At 70.9% G+C, this 16724-nt stretch carries 14 protein-coding genes; 7 read left to right on the forward strand and 7 right to left on the reverse strand.

Going from position 1 to position 16724, the window contains the following annotated elements; genetic code table 11:
• The first annotated feature begins 2 nt into the window (after positions 1–2).
• The 4 genes from kdpB (at position 3) to KYX17_RS09370 (ending at position 6203) form a co-directional block, all read left to right on the forward strand.
• Entirely contained in the window at positions 3–2171 is a 2169-nt protein-coding gene (gene kdpB / locus KYX17_RS09355) for a potassium-transporting ATPase subunit KdpB (protein ID WP_243226721.1), read from the forward strand.
• Between the two features lie 21 nt (positions 2172–2192).
• Entirely contained in the window at positions 2193–2801 is a 609-nt protein-coding gene (kdpC, locus tag KYX17_RS09360) for a potassium-transporting ATPase subunit KdpC (protein ID WP_243226722.1), read from the forward strand.
• A 223-nt stretch (positions 2802–3024) separates the two neighbouring features.
• On the forward strand, positions 3025–5535 hold the full coding sequence (locus KYX17_RS09365) for an ATP-binding protein (protein ID WP_243226723.1): 2511 nt from the start codon (positions 3025–3027) through the stop codon (positions 5533–5535).
• A complete protein-coding gene (locus tag KYX17_RS09370; RefSeq protein ID WP_243226724.1) occupies positions 5532–6203 on the forward strand; it encodes a response regulator in 672 nt (223 codons plus the stop codon). The genes KYX17_RS09365 and KYX17_RS09370 overlap by 4 nt, the downstream gene beginning before the upstream one ends.
• 6 nt (positions 6204–6209) lie before the next feature.
• On the opposite strand, the gene KYX17_RS09375 is transcribed toward KYX17_RS09370, so the two are convergent.
• Both KYX17_RS09375 and KYX17_RS09380 read right to left on the reverse strand, forming a co-directional pair.
• Positions 6210–6632, reverse strand: a complete 423-nt coding sequence (locus tag KYX17_RS09375; RefSeq protein WP_243226725.1) for an organic hydroperoxide resistance protein — start codon at positions 6630–6632, stop codon at positions 6210–6212.
• 40 nt (positions 6633–6672) lie between these two features.
• A complete protein-coding gene (locus KYX17_RS09380; RefSeq protein WP_243226726.1) occupies positions 6673–7116 on the reverse strand; it encodes a MarR family winged helix-turn-helix transcriptional regulator in 444 nt (147 codons plus the stop codon).
• A gap of 152 nt (positions 7117–7268) precedes the next feature.
• Between KYX17_RS09380 and KYX17_RS09385 the strand changes: the two genes are divergently transcribed.
• Positions 7269–8132, forward strand: coding sequence for a sulfurtransferase (locus tag KYX17_RS09385; RefSeq protein WP_243226727.1), 864 nt, complete (start codon positions 7269–7271; stop codon positions 8130–8132).
• 659 nt (positions 8133–8791) lie between these two features.
• Here KYX17_RS09385 and KYX17_RS09390 read toward each other — a convergent pair.
• The 5 genes from KYX17_RS09390 to KYX17_RS09410 all read right to left on the reverse strand — a co-directional run bounded on the left by KYX17_RS09390 (position 8792) and on the right by KYX17_RS09410 (position 14112).
• The gene (locus tag KYX17_RS09390) at positions 8792–10135 is read right to left on the reverse strand and encodes an NtaA/DmoA family FMN-dependent monooxygenase (protein WP_243226728.1); all 1344 of its coding nucleotides are present in this window, start codon (positions 10133–10135) and stop codon (positions 8792–8794) included.
• 26 nt (positions 10136–10161) lie between these two features.
• A complete protein-coding gene (locus KYX17_RS09395) occupies positions 10162–11349 on the reverse strand; it encodes an acyl-CoA dehydrogenase family protein (protein WP_243226729.1) in 1188 nt (395 codons plus the stop codon).
• Positions 11349–12011 carry a methionine ABC transporter permease gene (locus KYX17_RS09400; protein WP_243226730.1) on the reverse strand — a complete coding sequence of 221 codons (663 nt, stop codon included), beginning with the start codon at positions 12009–12011 and terminating at the stop codon, positions 11349–11351. The genes KYX17_RS09395 and KYX17_RS09400 overlap by 1 nt, the downstream gene beginning before the upstream one ends.
• A complete protein-coding gene (locus tag KYX17_RS09405; protein WP_243226731.1) occupies positions 12011–13045 on the reverse strand; it encodes a methionine ABC transporter ATP-binding protein in 1035 nt (344 codons plus the stop codon). Before KYX17_RS09405 ends, KYX17_RS09400 begins: the two co-directional genes overlap by 1 nt.
• Before the next feature lie 89 nt (positions 13046–13134).
• A complete protein-coding gene (locus KYX17_RS09410) occupies positions 13135–14112 on the reverse strand; it encodes a MetQ/NlpA family ABC transporter substrate-binding protein (protein WP_243226732.1) in 978 nt (325 codons plus the stop codon).
• Between the two features lie 361 nt (positions 14113–14473).
• On the opposite strand from KYX17_RS09410, the gene KYX17_RS09415 reads away from it, so the two are divergent.
• Together KYX17_RS09415 and KYX17_RS09420 are read left to right on the forward strand one after the other, a co-directional pair.
• Positions 14474–15484 carry a pyridoxal-phosphate dependent enzyme gene (locus KYX17_RS09415; protein ID WP_243226733.1) on the forward strand — a complete coding sequence of 337 codons (1011 nt, stop codon included), beginning with the start codon at positions 14474–14476 and terminating at the stop codon, positions 15482–15484.
• Positions 15481–16638 (forward strand): cystathionine gamma-synthase, encoded by a 1158-nt coding sequence (locus KYX17_RS09420; protein WP_243226734.1) that lies wholly within the window; start codon positions 15481–15483, stop codon positions 16636–16638. The genes KYX17_RS09415 and KYX17_RS09420 overlap by 4 nt, the downstream gene beginning before the upstream one ends.
• Positions 16639–16724: the final 86 nt, after the last annotated feature.

Genomic DNA, 16724 nt, shown 5'->3' on the forward strand with positions numbered 1-16724 from the left:
CCATGTCCCGACTTCCCGCATCCCCCGACCTCGTCCGTCCCGACGAGCCGTCGCCCTCCGATGCCGCGCACGGCGCCCGTCGCGCGTTCGGCGCGGCCCAGATCGCCGAGGCATTGCCCGGCGCGCTCGCGGGGCTCAACCCCACAGCGCTGTGGCGCAACCCCGTCATGTTCCTCGTGTGGGTCGGCGCCGCCCTCACGACCGTCATCGCGATCGCGGAGCCCTTCCTCGGCGGCCCCGAGAGCACGGGCGGCTCGCCCGTGCCGTTCGGCTTCACGTGGGGCATCGCCCTCTGGCTGTGGCTCACCGTGATCTTCGCGAACCTCGCCGAGGCCGTCGCCGAGGGGCGCGGCAAGGCGCAGGCGCAGGCGCTGCGCTCGACACGCACGAGCACGATGGCGCGGCGCCTGCTCGCCTACGACCCCGAGCGCGACCGCGCGGCCGAGAAGACGGCGACGACCGAGGTCGCCTCGAGCGAGCTGACCCTCGGCGACGTCGTCGTGGTGTCGGCGGGTGAGCTCATCCCGGGCGACGGCGACATCGTGTGGGGCATCGCGACCGTGGACGAGTCCGCCATCACGGGCGAATCGGCGCCCGTCGTGCGCGAATCCGGCGGCGACCGCAGTGCCGTGACCGGCGGCACGCGGGTGCTCAGCGACCGCATCGTCGTGCGCATCACCTCCCGCCCCGGCGAGACCTTCGTCGACCGCATGATCGCGCTCGTCGAGGGCGCCTCGCGCCAGAAGACGCCCAACGAGATCGCCCTCAACATCCTGCTGGCGAGCCTGTCGATCGTGTTCGTGGTCGTCGTGCTGACGCTGAACCCGATCGCGTCCTACGCCGCCGCCCCCGTCTCGGTGCCGGTTCTCGTGGCGCTGCTCGTCTGTCTGATCCCCACCACGATCGGAGCCCTCCTCTCCGCGATCGGCATCGCCGGCATGGACCGTCTCGTGCAGCGCAACGTGCTCGCGATGTCGGGCCGTGCCGTCGAGGCGGCGGGCGACGTCACGACGCTGCTGCTGGACAAGACCGGCACGATCACCTACGGCAACCGCCGCGCCACCGCGTTCGTCGCGCTGCCGCATATCGATGCGCAGGAGCTGGCCCGCACCGCCGCGCTCTCCTCGCTCGCCGACCCGACCCCCGAGGGAACCTCCGTCGTCGACCTCGCCCGCACGCAGGGCATCGACGCCGTCGAACCGGAGGGTGCGGTGGTCGTGCCCTTCACCGCGCAGACCCGGATGAGCGGGCTCGACCTTCCCGACGGCACCCGCATCCGCAAGGGCGCCGGCTCCGCGATCATCGCGTGGGTCGAGTCGGAATCGAGCGCGATCGCCACGGCGACCAGGGCTCAGCTGACCAGCGAGGTCGAGGCGGTCTCGTCCGCCGGCGGCACCCCGCTCGTCGTCGCGGTGGCGGATGCGGCGGGCACCCGCATCCTGGGCGTCATCCACCTCAAGGACATCGTCAAGGAGGGCTTGCGCGAACGCTTCGACGAGCTGCGGGCCATGGGCATCCGCACCGTGATGATCACGGGCGACAACCCGCTGACCGCCCGGGCGATCGCCGCCGAGGCCGGCGTCGACGACTACCTCGCCGAGGCCACCCCCGAGGACAAGCTGGCGCTCATCCGCAAGGAGCAGGCCGGCGGCAACCTCGTGGCGATGACCGGTGACGGCACGAACGACGCGCCCGCCCTCGCGCAGGCGGATGTGGGCGTCGCGATGAACACGGGCACGTCGGCCGCGAAGGAGGCCGGCAACATGGTCGACCTCGACAGCGACCCCACCAAGCTGATCGACATCGTCCGCATCGGGAAGCAGCTGCTCATCACCCGCGGCGCCCTCACGACGTTCTCGCTCGCGAACGACGTCGCGAAGTACTTCGCGATCATCCCGGCCATGTTCATGGGCGTCTTCCCCGGGCTGGCGGCGCTGAACATCATGCAGCTCAGCTCGCCGGCATCCGCCGTCACGAGCGCGATCATCTTCAACGCGATCGTGATCGTGTTCCTCATCCCGCTGGCCCTGCGCGGCGTGAGGTACCGCCCGGCCTCCGCGTCGCAGGTGCTGACGCGCAACCTCCTCATCTACGGACTCGGCGGCGTGATCGCCCCGTTCATCGGCATCAAGCTCATCGACGTCGTCGTGAGCCTCATCCCGGGCTTCTGAGCCCCCTCTGGAGACGACACCATGTCCCTTCGTTCCGCCCTCCGCCAGTCCGGCGTCGCCGTGCGCACCCTGCTCGCCGCGACCCTCGTCCTCGGTGTCGGCTACACCGCGCTCATCACGGGCGTCAGCCAGCTCGCGCTGCCCGCGCAGGCCAACGGCTCACTCGTGACGGACGCCGCCGGCACGGTGGTCGGCAGTGCCCTGATCGGCCAGTCGTTCACGGATGCCGACGGCGCAGCCCTCCCGCAGTACTTCCAGTCGCGGCCCTCCGCCGCGGGTGACGGCTACGACGGGGCGGCGTCGTCCGGGTCCAACCTCGGTCCCGAGAACCCCGACCTGATCGACGCGATCGCCCAGCGCCGGCAGGCGGTCGCCGAGCTCGAGGGCGTGGACCCCGCATCCGTGCCGGTCGATGCGCTCACCGCATCCGGGTCCGGACTCGACCCGCACATCAGCCCCGCCTACGCGGACCTGCAGGTGGCGCGCGTCGCCCGCACGCGCGGGCTGGACGAGGCCGAGGTGCGCCGGCTCGTGGCCGCGCACACCACCGGTCCCGACCTCGGGTACCTGGGCGAGCCGCGGGTCAACGTGCTCGAGCTGAACCTCGCCCTCGACGCCCTGAGCCGGTGACGAGGTGCGTCGCCCCGCTCGCCCGCCGGCTCTGCTCGCCCGCCGGCCCTGCTCGCCCGTCGGCTCTGCTCGCCTGTCACAGATCGACGCTCCCGGCTCGATCTACGACAGGCGAGCGGGTGGTGGTGTTGTTCCCCTGTCACAGATCGACGCTCGCGGATCGATCTGTGACAGGGGAACGGGCAGCGTGGGGGAGATTCGTGGCGGAGATTAGGGTGAGGGCATGAAGCGCGGGAAGCTGCGCGTGCTGCTGGGCGCGGCGCCGGGCGTCGGCAAGACGTTCCAGATGCTGCGCGAGGGCGCGAGGCTCGCCCAGGAGGGCCACGACGTCGTCATCGCCGTCGTCGAGACCCACGGTCGGGCAGCCACGGCCCAGCAGGCCGAGGCGCTCGCGCAGATCCCGGGGCGGCGGTGGGCGCACCGCGGCGTCGAGCTCGACGAGATGGACGTGGATGCGGTCATCGCGCGGCATCCCGACGTCGCCCTCATCGACGAGCTCGCGCACACGAACGCCCCGGGATCGCGGAACGAGAAGCGCTGGCAGGACGTCGAGGAGGTGCTCGCGGCCGGCATCGACGTGATCACCACGGTGAACGTGCAGCACATCGCCTCGCTCGGTGACGTCGTGGAGCAGATTACGGGCGTGGCGCAACGCGAGACCGTGCCCGACACGGTGGTGCGCGGTGCCGACCAGGTCGAGGTGGTGGACCTCGCGCCGCAGTCGCTGCGGGACCGCCTGTCGGCCGGACTCGTGTATCCCGCCGAACGCGTGGATGCGGCGCTGTCCAACTACTTCCGGCTCGGCAACCTCACGGCGCTGCGCGAGCTCGCGCTGCTGTGGCTCGCCGACGAGGTCGACAGCGCTCTCAACGACTACCGCAGCGCGAACGGCATCCGCGGCACCTGGCAGACGCGCGAGCGGGTGGTCGTCGCGCTCACGGGCGGTCCGGAGGGCGAGACGCTGCTGCGTCGCGGCGCGCGGATCGCGGCGCGCTCGGCCGGCGGCGAACTGCTGGCGGTGCACGTGTCCAGCGCCGAGGGGCTGCGCCGTGCGACGCCGGGCGCGCTCGCGCAGCAGCGCGCGCTGGTCGAATCCCTCGGCGGCACGTACCACCAGCTCGTCGGCGACGACGTCCCGCGCGCCCTCGTCGACTTCGCGCGCTCGGTCAACGCGAGCCAGCTGGTCATCGGTGTCAGCCGCCGCTCCCGGTGGACCGCCGCGGTCACCGGCCCCGGCATCGGCGCCACCGTCATCCGGCTCTCGGGCGACATCGATGTGCACATCGTGAGCCACGCCGCCGCCGGTGGACGGATGCGGCTGCCCTCGGTGCAGCGCGGGGCGTTGAGCGTGAAGCGCCGCATCCTCGGCTTCGTGATCGCCCTGACGGTCGGCCCGCTGCTGTCGGCGCTGTTGTTCACGTTCCGCAGCGACGAGTCGATCACCTCGGACGTGCTCGCGTTCCAGCTGCTCGTGGTGGTGGTCGCGCTCGTGGGCGGCATCTGGCCGGCGCTGTTCGCCGCGGTCCTGTCGGGGTTGACGCTGGACTTCCTCTTCGTCGCACCGACCTTCACCGTGTCGATCGCGCATCCGTTGCACGCGCTCGCCCTCGGGCTCTACGTCGTGATCGCCATCTTGGTGAGCTACATCGTCGACCAGGCCGCTCGCCGCACCCGCCGCGCGGAACGCGCCGCGGCCGAATCAGAGCTGCTGGCCACTGTGGCCGGGTCCGTGCTGCGTGGCGAGAGCGCCGTGCCCGCCCTCATCACCCGCACCCGCGAGGCGTTCGGCCTCGCGGGGGTCCGCCTCGTCGCCGCCGACGGAGAGGTGATCGCCACCGACGGCGAGCCGGTGCGCGGCGGTGACTTCACGACGCTCCCCGTCGGTGAGGCAGTGCTCGAACTGCACGGACCCGACCCGGATGCGTCGGCCCGGCGCCTGCTCGACGTGATCGTCGCGCAGCTCGCCGCAGCCCTCGAGCACACCGACCTGTCGGCGGCGGCACGAGAGGTCGATGCGCTCGCCGCCACCGACCAGGTGCGCACCGCTCTGCTGTCCGCGGTCAGCCACGACCTCCGCCGGCCTCTGGCCGCGGCGGTCGCGGCCATCGGCGGCCTCCGTGCCGCGGGAGCACACATGAGCCCCGCCGATCGGCGCGAGCTGCTCGAGACCGCCGAGGAGAGTCTTGCGACCCTGTCGGCGCTCGTGACCGATCTGCTGGACGTGAGTCGTGTCGAGGCCGGCGTGCTCGCCGTCGCGCTCGCCCCGGTGGATGCCGCCGGCTCCGTCCTGGCCGCCCTCGATGAACTGGGGCTCGGTCCCGACCGGGTCGAGCTCGCGCTCGACCCGGCGCTGCCCGCGCTCGCCGCCGATCCCGTGCTGCTGCAGCGGGTCATCGTGAACGTGCTCGCGAACGCCGCGCGCCACTCGCCGCCGGACGCCCGGGTGCGGGTGGCGACGAGCAGTCTCGGCGAGCGGGCCGAGATCCGCATCGTCGACCGCGGAGTCGGGGTGCCGGCGGATCGGCGAGACGACATGTTCGCGCCCTTCCAGCGCCTCGGCGACACCGACAACACGGTCGGACTCGGCCTCGGTCTCGCGCTGTCCCGCGGCTTCACGGAGGGCATGGGCGGCACGCTCACCGCGGAGGACACCCCCGGCGGCGGGCTCACCATGGTCGTCTCGCTGCCGCTGTGGCCCGCGGATGCGGCACCCGAGGGGAGGATGGGCTCGTGAAGATCCTGGTCGCGGACGACGATCCGCAGCTCGTGCGAGCCCTGCGGATCACCCTCGCCGCGCACGGCTACGACGTGGTGGCAGCCGCGGACGGCGCGGCGGCGATCACGCTGGCGGCGCAGTCGCATCCCGACATCGTGCTGCTCGATCTCGGGATGCCGCATCTCGACGGCGTGCAGGTGATCGAGGCGCTGCGCGGGTGGACGACGGCGCCCATCATCGTCGTCTCCGGACGCACGGGGTCCGCCGACAAGGTGGACGCGCTGGATGCGGGTGCCGACGATTACGTGACCAAGCCGTTCCAGATCGACGAGCTGCTGGCACGGCTGCGGGCGCTCGGGCGGCGAGCCGCCGCATCCGTCGACGATCCTGTCGTGCGCTTCGGCGACGTCGAGCTGGATCTGGCGACGAAGACCGTCACCCGCGCGGGTGCCCGGGTGCACCTGACCCCCACGGAGTGGCGGATGCTGGAGTTCCTCGCGCGGCATCCGGGCGCCCTCGTGACGCGCCAGAGTCTGCTGAAGGAGATCTGGGCGAGCGAGAACGTCAACGACTCGGGGTATCTGCGCCTCTACATGTCGCAGCTGCGCAAGAAGCTGGAGGCGGACCCCGCCAGTCCGGTGCATCTGCTCACCGAGACCGGAATGGGATACCGCCTCCAGCTCTGAGGGGGATCAGTCCTCGACGACGCGGACCGTGACCTCGATGTTGCCGCGGGTGGCGTTGGAGTAGGGGCAGACCTGGTGGGCGGCGTCGGCGAGAGCCTGCGCCTGGTCGGCGGGGAGGTCGGGGATGACGACCTCGAGCTCGACGGCCAGCTGGAAGCCGCCCTGGCCGTTGGAGCCGATGCCGACGCGCGCGCCGACACTCGTGTCGTGGATCGCGACCTTCTGCATCCGGGCGACCGACAGCAGAGCGCTGTGGAAGCAGGCCGAGTAGCCGGCGGCGAACAGCAGCTCGGGGTTCAGCGCGCCGCCCGCGCCGCCCATCTCCTTCGGAACACGCACGTCGGCGTCGAGCAGTCCGTCGCTCGTGGTGACGTGGCCGTTGCGGCCGTCTCCGGTGGCGAGGGCTTCTGCGGTGTAGAGGATGTCCATGGGGGATACCTTTCGTTGGTTCTTCGGGGGGTTTTCGGGCTCAGTCGGCGTCGGCGTGCAGCGTGTCCGTGAGCGAGTGGAGCGCCGTCAGCAGTGCGCGGGCGGCATCCGGCTCGAGTCCGTAGCAGTTCCACATCTGGGAGGGCAGGTCGGACATCTCCGCACGCAGGGCCGTGCCGCGCTCGGTCGGTGCGACCGTCACGACGCGCCCGTCACCGTCGTCGCGGGTGCGGCTGACGAGTCCCGCCTTCTCGAGGCGCTTGAGAAGCGGCGACAGCGTGCCCGAGTCCAGGCCGAGGCCCTCGCCGAGCTGGCTGACGGTGCGCGGCCCGCGGTCCCAGAGCTCGACGAGCACGAGGTACTGCGGGTAGGTGAGCTGCCACGGCTCGAGCAGACGGCGGTACACCTGGGTCGTCGCCCTGCTCGCCGAGTACAGCGAGAAGCACAGCATCCGATCCAGTGCCGGTCCGGCCGTCTCCGTCATGGAAGAAGCATTGCACGCAATTGAGTTGTGCGCAATTCAATCCCGTGGCGAGGATGTGACGATGGCGACGATCTGTGACGGGGTGTGACGTCGGGTGACGTGCTGTTGCGGCGGGCCGTGAACGCCGGATGCCGGGCGTGCAGGCTCGCGGTATGACGTCCCCACCCGTCATCGACCCCCACGACCTGCGCGACGCCCTCGCCGCCGCTCGGCGCCCCGTGCGGCTGCTCGACGTGCGCTGGCGACTCGACCTGCCCGAGGGGCGCCCGGCCTACCTCACCGGGCACCTGCCCGGTGCCGTCTACGTCGACCTCGAGCGCGAGCTCGCGCGTCCCGGACATCCGGAGGAAGGCCGGCATCCGCTGCCGACGCTCGCCGACCTGGAACGTTCCGCGCGGGCGTGGGGAGCGGATGCGGGGGATCTCGTCGTGGCGTATGACGACAACGACGGCGTTGCCGCGGCGCGTGCCTGGTGGCTGCTGCGCCGCCGAGGCGTCGATGTGCGTGTGCTGAACGGCGGATTGCGAGCCTGGATCGGAGCCGGCGGGCTGCTGGAGGGCGGCGATGTGCGTCCGGAGCCGGGGAACGTCCGGCTCGCCGACGCCGATCCCGGGATCGCCTCGATCGAGGCCGCCGCGGGTGCTCCGCAGCACGGCGCGCTGATCGACGCGCGTGCACCGCAGCACTACCGGGGTCTCGCTCCCACCGCCGATCCCGCCGCCGGTCACATCCCGGGCGCGATCAACGTGCCGACCCTCGCCCACATGCAGGCCGACGGGCGGCTGCGACCAGCCGCCGAGGTGCAGCGGACGCTCGCGGATGCGGGTGTCGACGCATCCGCCGAGCTCGTCCTGACGTGCAGCTCCGGCATCGCCTCGGCCCACAGCGCGCTCGCGCTCGCCGCAGCGGGCATCGATGCGCGGGTGTTTCCCGGTGGCTGGAGCCGCTGGTCGCGTACCCCGGGGCGTCCGATCGCCGTCGGCCCCACGCCCTGGGGCGAGGTCTTCGCCCGCTGAGCGTGCGTGCCCCGTCGCGTGCGTGCCCCGTCGCGTGCGTGTGCCCCATCGTGTGCGTGTGTCCCGCCGTGTGTGTGCCCCGTCGTGTGCGTGTGTCCCGTTGCGTGAGTGTGCCGCCGTGTGTGTGCCCCGTCGTGTGTGTGTGCCCCGCCGCGTGCGTGTGCCCCGCCGCGTGCGTGTTCCGCTGTCTGCGTGTCTCAGTTGTGCATGCGAACGGGCCCTTTTCCGTGAACGCCTGAGACACGGAGGTCTGCGTTGGTCGGGCAGACGGATGCGTGTCTCAGTTGTGCACGCTTGAGGGGGCTTTTGCGTGAAGGGTTGAGACACGGAAGTCTGCGTTGGTCGGGGGGACGGATGCGTGTCTCAGTTGTGCACGCGAACGGACCCTTTTCCGTGAACGCCTGAGACACGGAAGTCCGCGTCGGTCGGGCAGACGGATGCGTGTCTCACTTATGCACGCGAACGGGCCCTTTTCCGTGAAGGGTTGAGACACGGAGGTGTGCGTTGGTCGGGCGGATGGACGCGTGTCTCAGGTGTGCACGCGGACGGGCGCTTTCGCGTGCACGGTTGGGACACGCAGGCCGGGGCGGCCGGGCGACGGGCCGCGCGCGAGCACGGGCGACGGGATGCGCGTGAGCACGGATGCGGGCGCGGTGGCGCTAACGGCGGGCGGGGTGCGTTGCGGGGAGGCGATCGCCGGTGCCGAACAGGCGATCGCGCAGGGTGGTGGGCGCGCCGTCCTCGCGGAGTCGCCCGCGCCGGCGCAGCTCCGGCACGACGAGCTCAGCGACATCGCGGAGCGTGTCGAAGGAGTGGTACTGGCGCAAGTTGATCCCGTCGATGCCGTCCTCGTCGAGCCACCGTTCGATCTCGTCGGCCACGACTCCGGGGGTGCCCACCACGAAGTACCGGTCCTCGCGGCTGCGCCGGAAACCGTCGAGAGTCTCCGCGACCGTCCGCTCCGGCGCGAGACCGAGGCCGCCGACATCCACACCCGCCAGCGCTGCCGCCTCCGCGACGGTCAAGGACCCGTCGAACGCCGTCAGGTCCAAGGGCACGCTGGCGTGCGCGAGGATGCCGTCGAGGCTCGTGAACTGGCGGTAGGTGTCCCACTTGCGCGCCGCCTCCGCCTCGGTCCGCCCCACCACGATGCCCGCCTGCACGAGGAAGCGGAGGTCGTCCGCGGAGCGGCCCGCGGCGATGGCGGCGTCCCGCATCCGAGCCCTGTTGCGTCGGAAGTCCGCCGCGCTCTTGCCGCCGGTGAAGACCACCTCGGCGTGGCGGCCTGCGAGGGCGATCCCGGCGGGGGATCCCGTGGCCTGGAACAGCACGGGGGTGCGCTGCGGCGTCGGCTCGACCAGGTGCGGCCCGGCGACGCGGAAGTTCTCGCCGACGTGGTCGATGTAGTGCACCCTCGTCGGGTCCGATACGAGGCCGCCGTCCGTGTCGAACTGCACGGCGTCCTCGTCCCATGAGCGCTCCCACAGGGCGTAGACGACCGCGAGGAACTCATCGGCGATCCGGTACCGCTCATCGTGCGGGATCTGCTCGTCCAGGCCGAAGTTGCGCGCGGCGTTGGGCAGGTAGGAGGTGACGATGTTCCACCCCACCCGCCCCCGCGTCAGCGCGTCGAGCGTCGACATCCGTCGGGCGAAGGCGAACGGCGGTTCGTAGCTGGTGGAGAAGGTGACACCGAACCCCAGGCGGCGGGTCACGGCGGCCATGAGCGGCACGACCAGCAGCGGGTCGTGGGAGGGGATCTGCAGCCCCTCGCGCACCGCCGTCTCGGGCCCGCCGCGGAACACGTCGTAGGCGCCGACGACGTCGGCGAGGAACACGGCGTCGAAGCTGCCGTCCTCGGCGAGCTGGGCGAGCTCCTGCCAGTACGCGATCTCGCCGTGGCGGTGGCGGTTGTTGCCGGGCAGGCGCCAGAGCCCGTGGGTGATGTGGCTCACCGTGTTCATCTCGAACAGATTGAGGATGAGCTTCTTCGGTTCGGGCATGGATCTCTCTTACGGTCGGGAGGGGCTCAGGAGGCGGGAACGGATGCGGCGGCACGCGTCCCGGCGCCCGGGGCGGCCCAGCTCGGACGCGTCCCTTCCAGCTCGAAGCGTCCCACCGCCGCCACGCGTTGCAGCACAGGGTTGTGCGAGGCGATGGTGCGAACGTTGCGCCAGTGCCGATCCAGACCCAGTTCCCGCGAGGTGGCGCTCGCGCCGCCCACCTCGAACAGGCGGCTGGTCGTAGCCAGTACGCTCTCGGTGACCGTGTGCTGCGCGCGATAGACGTCCAGCTCGGCCTCGGCCAGCAGCTCCGCGTCGCGACGGGATGCGGCCGCCTCCAGGTCGGCGGCGACGCCGAGCACGACGCGCCGGGCAGCGGATGCGGCCGCGCTGATCTCGCCGACCACGAGATGCGCGAGCGGGTCGTCGATCGGACGCGTCTCACCGGCATGGCCGAACGTGCGGCGACGCGGACGGACGAACGCGACGGTGTCGGCGACCGCTCGCTGCGCGATTCCGGCGACGACCGCCAGCAGGCTCAACTGGTACACGCCGCGGAGATAGCGGTGGCGATCCTCATCCTCCGGCGTCACGCGGAAGACGTCAGCGGGATCCACCGCGACGGCGTCGAGGATCGTCGTGCCGGATGCGGTCAGCGGCTGACCGAAGCCGTCCCAGTCGTCGATGATGCGCACGCCTGCAGCATCCGAGCGCACGGCCAGCGCGACGCGCTCGCCGGACGCATCGATCGCGGCGACGTGCACCCAATCGGCGTAGAGCGAACCGGTCGTGTAGTGCTTGGTGCCCGTCACGCGCAGGCCGTCGTGCCCCGTGTCGACCAGGCGGGTGGTGAGCTCCGCCGTCTCGGCGCGCTCGCTGAACGCGTTGCCCATCACCTCACCGGCCGCGAGGCGCGGAAGCCAGCGCGCAGCGGCGTCGGTGTCCCAGCCGTCCCAGCGCAGCTGCTCGACGAACGCGATGTGCCCGCGCCAGATGTGGGCGAGGTTCGAGTCCACCTCGGCGAGCTCCACGATGCGCCCCAGCACCTGGGCGAGCGAGGCGTCGGCGCCGCCGGTGGTGCGCGGCAGTCGCAGCGCACCGAAGCGCTGCGTGCGCAGCTCGTCGACGGCCGCGAACGGAAGGACTCGCTCGCGCTCCCGCTCCGCCGCACCCACGCGCCATCTCGCCAGCAGGTCGTTCCATGTGTCGGTCATCAGTGCATCACCTTTCGCGAGACCCAGTTGCCGAGCAGCTGGGCGGCCTGGACGAGGACGATCAGGACGACGACGATCACGAGCACCACGAACCAGTCGAAGCGTTGGTAGCCGTACTTGAGCGCGAGGTCGCCGAGCCCGCCGCCGCCGATCGCACCGGCGACGGCCGTGGTGTCGACGAGGGCGACGACGATGTAGGTCAGCCCCAGCGTCAGCGGTCCCATGGATTCGGGGAGCACGACGGTGAACAGCACGCGCACAGGACTCGCCCCCATTGCCACGGCGGCCTCTATGGCCCCCGGATCGACCGCGACGAGGTTCGACTCGACGATGCGGGCGATGGCCATGGACGCGACGATCGTGATCGGCACGGTCGCCGCGAGCGGCCCGATGCTCGTGCCGATCAGCAACCGGGTGAGCGGGATGATCGAGACCGCCAGGATGATGAACGGCACCGGCCGCACGATGTTGATGACGAGGTTCAGACCGCCGAAGACTACGCGGTTGGCGAGCAGGTTGCCCGGCCTGGTCGCGTACAGGAGCAGGCCCAGGCCGAGTCCGAGGATCGTGGCGAGGGTGAAGGAGATCGTCACCATCAGCAGCGTTTCGAACAGCGCTCGGCCGATGCGCGGGAGCAGGGCGTCGAGGTAGGCCGCATCCATCAGCGTGCTCCTTCCAGTTCGGTGACCAGTGCCGCATCCCGCAGATCTGCGAGCGCGCGATCCACGTTCTCCTCGGTGCCGAGCAACTCGACCGTGAGGCTTCCGAACAGACGCGCCTGCAACTCGTCGACGCCGCCGTAGACGACGTTCACGTCCACGTCGTGCGCGCGGGAGATGCGGGAGAGGAAGGGATCGTTCGACTCGCGGTTCTCGATGTGCAGCTGCACGAGGCGTCCGGTGTGCACTGTGCGGATGCGGCGCACGGTCTCCGTCGAGGGCAGATGGTGGAGCACGGAGGCCACGAAGCGCCGCGAGGTCGGGTGCTGCGGGTGCGCGAACACGTCGTACACGCTGCCCTGCTCGACGACGCGGCCCTCCTGCATGACCGCGACGCGATTGCAGACGTCGCGGATCACCTCCATCTCGTGCGTGACCACGAGGATGGTGATGCCGTACTCCGCGTGCACACGGCGCAGCAGATCCAGGACCTCGCCCGTGGTCTGCGGATCGAGCGCGCTCGTGGCCTCGTCGCTGATGAGCACGTCGGGGCGGTTCGCGAGCGCGCGGGCGATGCCCACACGCTGCTTCTGCCCGCCGGAGAGCTGCGAGGGGTACTGGAGTGCCTTGTCGGACAGTCCCACGAACTCGAGCAGCTCGGCCACCCGGTCGATCGTGTCGCTCTCCGAGATGCCCGCGAGCCGCAGCGGGTAGGCGATGTTCTTGTAGACCGTGCGAGAGTGCAGCAGGTTGAACTGCTGGAAGATCATGCCGATCCGCTGACGCGCTCGACGCAGCCGGGCCGCGTCGAGCGCCGTGATCTCCCGGTCGCCCACGAACACCCGTCCGCTCGTCGGACGCTCGAGTGCGTTGACGGTGCGAAGGAGCGTGGACTTGCCGGCGCCGGAGTACCCGACGATCCCGTAGATGTCGCCGGCGTCGATGGCGAGGTTCACATCGTCGAGCGCGGTGAGGGTGCGCCCGCGGGTCGTGGTGAAGGTCTTCGAGACGTGCTCGAAGCGGACGGCGGTGCTCATGCTCCTCCAGGCAGTGGATGCGGGGTGTCGATCCGCCCGCTCGACGACCGAGGCTCCTGTCGGTCGTCGAGCGGGCGAGGTGGTACCGATCAGCCGTTGGCGGCTGCGGACTTCTCCAGATCGGCCAGCTTCGTACGCAGCGTCTCGACGGGCACCTGCACGAGCACCGTGGCACCCTTGTCCTCCTTCTCGAGAGCGGCGGCCGCCCGCGGGTCGGCGTACGCCTCCTCGAGGATCTTCCAGGCCGGGTCGTCCGCGTTGTCGGCGCGGCTGGCGACGACGTTGATGTACGGAAGGTTCTTCTCATCCAGCGAGTCGTCCAGGTACAGCGCCTTGTCCGCCGTGATGCCCTGCGACGGGTCGAAGTAAGACAGACCGACGACGACGGCGGACAGGCTGGGGTCGTCGAACTGCTGCGGAATGGTCGTCGCCGCGATCGGCACGAACTGGAGGTTCTTCGGGTTGGCGGTCACGTCGTCGACCGAGGGGAAGTCGCCCGCATCCTTGCTCAGCTCGACGAGCCCCGCCGAGGCCAGGATCCCGAGTGCGCGGCCGCCGTTGGAGGGGTCGTCGGGGATCGCGATGCGACCGCCGTCCGGGATCTCGTCGGTGTCGCCGAGGGTCGCCGAGAAGATGCCCCACTGCGTGATGAGCGTCGAGAAGACCGGTGTGAGGTCTTCGTCGTTCTGGGCGTTGAAGTTCGAGAGGTAGAGGATGTGCTGGAACGCGTTGCCGTCGACCGTTCCGGCGGCGAGCTCGGTGTTCGGCAGCACCCAGTCGTCGACGTTGACCCAGGTCACGTCGAGTCCCTTCTCCGCCGCGATGTCGGCGATCGCGCTCTGGAAGTCGGAGTCCTCACTGACCGCGATGCGCAGCGAGAGACGCTCCTCGGCTGCGGCGGCCGCTGGCTCCTCGGAGCGGGTGAGGTTTGCCACGATGGCGACCACGCCGACGATCACGGCGACGACGGCGACGGCTGCGATGCTCAGCCAGACGGTGCGTCGACGCTGACGCGATGCGTCGAGCGCGGTTCGGAGGTCGGGGGATTCTGACGGCTTCTCGGACATGGGATGTCTCCTTGCTCTGGCCCGTTGCGCCGTAGGTGCGCGGGGCTCGGTGTGCTGTGTCGGGCGACCCGTGGATCGCGATGCCCCATTGCGCCACACCGGGTCGGCGGCATCCGATCCGAGCCGTCACACCTCGTCGCGCGTCGTCACATCCCGTCACGCACGCCGGCGGATGCGGTGAACGGGTGCTCACTCCGGGGAGGCAAAGGACCGACGCGGACGTCTGGTAGGGTCGCAGCGTGCTTACCTGTCGTTGTTGTCGCTGAGTGATCCCGTGCGCCCTCTCGCGCACCCTCACCGATAACCTCCGACAACCCGCGGGCTCCCGCATCCGGGCCCCGCCGCACCCAGGGACACCTCCATGCGTTACGCATCCAGCGTCGCCGCGCTCGTCGGCAACACTCCGCTCGTCAAGCTCAACCGCGTCACCGACGGCATCGCCGCCACGGTGCTCGCCAAGGTCGAGTACTTCAATCCCGGCGGTTCCGCCAAGGACCGCATCGCGAAGAACATCATCGACGCCGCGGAGCGCGACGGCCTGCTGCAGCCCGGCGGCACCATCGTCGAGCCCACCAGCGGCAACACCGGCGTGGGCCTCGCGCTCGTCGCCCTCGAACGCGGGTACCGGATGATCTTCGTCGTGCCCGACAAGTTCGCCGGCGAGAAGGTCGCGGTGCTGCGCGCCTACGGCGCCGAGGTCGTGATGACTCCCACCTCGGTTCCGCCCGAGCATCCGGACTCGTACTACAGCGTGTCCGACAGGCTCGCGCGCGAGATCCCCGGGGCGTTCAAGCCGAATCAGTTCGCCAACCAGAACGGCCCGCGCGGCCACTTCGAGACCACGGGTCCGGAGATCTGGGCCGACACCGACGGTGCCATCACCCACTTCGTCGCCGGCATCGGCACAGGCGGCACGATCAGCGGCACGGGCCGCTTTCTCAAGCAGGCCTCCGAAGGGCGTGTCAGGGTCATCGGCGCCGATCCCGAGGGGTCGATCTACTCCGGCGGCCCCCTGCACGGCTACCTCGTGGAGGGCGTCGGCGAGGACTTCTGGCCGACCACCTTCGATCCCGCCGTCGTCGACCGGTACGAGCGCGTGGACGACGCCGAGGCCTTCGCGATGACGCGCCGCCTCGCTCGCGAGGAGGGCTTGCTCGTGGGCGGATCGGGGGGGATGGCGGTGGTCGCCGCCCTCCGGGCCGCGCGCGAGCTGCCCGCCGACGCCGTGGTCGTCGTGGTGCTGCCCGATCACGGCCGCGGCTACCTCAGCAAGATCTTCGACGACACCTGGATGACCGACCACGGATTCGCCGTCGAGCCCACCACGAGCCGGCTCGCCGAAGCCGGCACCGACGAAGGAGCACAACGATGACCAACCCCGCAGCCCGCGCCTTCGCCAGTCTCGCGGTCCACGCCGGGCAGGATTTCGACCCCACCACCGGTGCGGTCATCCCGCCGATCCACATGAGCACCACGTTCGCCCAGGACGGCATCGGCGGCCTTCGCGGCGGCTACGAGTACGGCCGCAGCGGCAACCCCACCCGCACCGCCCTGGAGACGCAGCTCGCCGCCATCGAGCACGGCGAGCACGCGCTGTCCTTCTCGTCGGGACTCGCCGCCGAGGACGCGCTGCTGCGCGCCGTGCTGAAGCCGGGCGACGAGGTCCTCCTCGGCAGCGATGTCTACGGCGGCACCTACCGACTGCTCGCTCGGGTGCTCGGGCCGTGGGGCGTCACCCTCCGCGTGGTCGACATGAGCGATCTGGATGCGGTCGCCGCCGCCCTCGAGGAGCGGCCGGCCCGCATCCTCTGGGTCGAGACACCCTCCAACCCCCTACTGAAGGTCAGTGACATCGCGGGGCTCGCACGTCTCGGACACGCCGCGGGCGCGCTCGTCGTGGTCGACAACACGTTCGCGACGCCCGCCCTGCAGCAGCCGCTCGCTCTCGGCGCGGATGTGGTCGTCCATTCCACGACCAAGTACCTCGGCGGTCACTCCGACGTCGTCGGCGGCGCCCTCGTGACCAACGATGCCGCGCTCGCCGAGGCGGCGCGCTTCCTGCAGTTCGCCGTCGGCGCGGTCTCGAGCCCGTTCGATGCCTGGCTGACCACGCGCGGGATCAAGACCCTCGGGGTGCGGATGCAGCGCCACAGCGAGAACGGCGAGGCCGTCGCGCGGTTCCTCGCCGATCATGAGCGTGTGGCCGCCGTCTACTATCCGGGGCTCTTGACGCATCCCGGCCACGACATCGCACGCGGGCAGATGAGCGGGTTCGGTGGCATCGTGTCGCTGGCGCTCGCCGACCAGGCCGCGGCCCGCCGCTTCGCCGAGTCGACGCGCCTGTTCACCCTCGCCGAGTCGCTCGGGGGCGTCGAGTCCCTCGTGAACTACCCCGACGCGATGACCCACGCGTCGGTGCGCGGAACCGAGCTCGCGGTGCCCGTGGAGGTCGTGCGGCTCTCGGTGGGCATCGAGGACGCGGCGGACCTTCTCGCCGATCTGGATGCGGCGCTCGCCGCGATCTGAGCGCGCACATCCCCTGACGGCGCGCACGCAATACGCTGCATGACGCCCCATTCGGCGTCGCGCTGGGTACAGTAGTCGCGCAAAGC

The organism is Microbacterium sp. CIAB417 (assembly GCF_022788845.1).

Coding starts and splice junctions, on each gene's coding strand:
- KYX17_RS09415 (WP_243226733.1), top strand. CDS start 14,474: ATGCGTTACGCATCCAGCGTCGCCGCGCTCGTCGGCAACACTCCGCTC.
- KYX17_RS09385 (WP_243226727.1), top strand. CDS start 7,269: ATGACGTCCCCACCCGTCATCGACCCCCACGACCTGCGCGACGCCCTC.
- KYX17_RS09365 (WP_243226723.1), top strand. CDS start 3,025: ATGAAGCGCGGGAAGCTGCGCGTGCTGCTGGGCGCGGCGCCGGGCGTC.
- KYX17_RS09410 (WP_243226732.1), bottom strand. CDS start 14,112: ATGTCCGAGAAGCCGTCAGAATCCCCCGACCTCCGAACCGCGCTCGAC.
- KYX17_RS09375 (WP_243226725.1), bottom strand. CDS start 6,632: ATGGACATCCTCTACACCGCAGAAGCCCTCGCCACCGGAGACGGCCGC.
- KYX17_RS09400 (WP_243226730.1), bottom strand. CDS start 12,011: ATGGATGCGGCCTACCTCGACGCCCTGCTCCCGCGCATCGGCCGAGCG.
- KYX17_RS09420 (WP_243226734.1), top strand. CDS start 15,481: ATGACCAACCCCGCAGCCCGCGCCTTCGCCAGTCTCGCGGTCCACGCC.
- KYX17_RS09395 (WP_243226729.1), bottom strand. CDS start 11,349: ATGACCGACACATGGAACGACCTGCTGGCGAGATGGCGCGTGGGTGCG.
- KYX17_RS09390 (WP_243226728.1), bottom strand. CDS start 10,135: ATGCCCGAACCGAAGAAGCTCATCCTCAATCTGTTCGAGATGAACACG.
- kdpC (WP_243226722.1), top strand. CDS start 2,193: ATGTCCCTTCGTTCCGCCCTCCGCCAGTCCGGCGTCGCCGTGCGCACC.
- KYX17_RS09405 (WP_243226731.1), bottom strand. CDS start 13,045: ATGAGCACCGCCGTCCGCTTCGAGCACGTCTCGAAGACCTTCACCACG.
- kdpB (WP_243226721.1), top strand. CDS start 3: ATGTCCCGACTTCCCGCATCCCCCGACCTCGTCCGTCCCGACGAGCCG.
- KYX17_RS09380 (WP_243226726.1), bottom strand. CDS start 7,116: ATGACGGAGACGGCCGGACCGGCACTGGATCGGATGCTGTGCTTCTCG.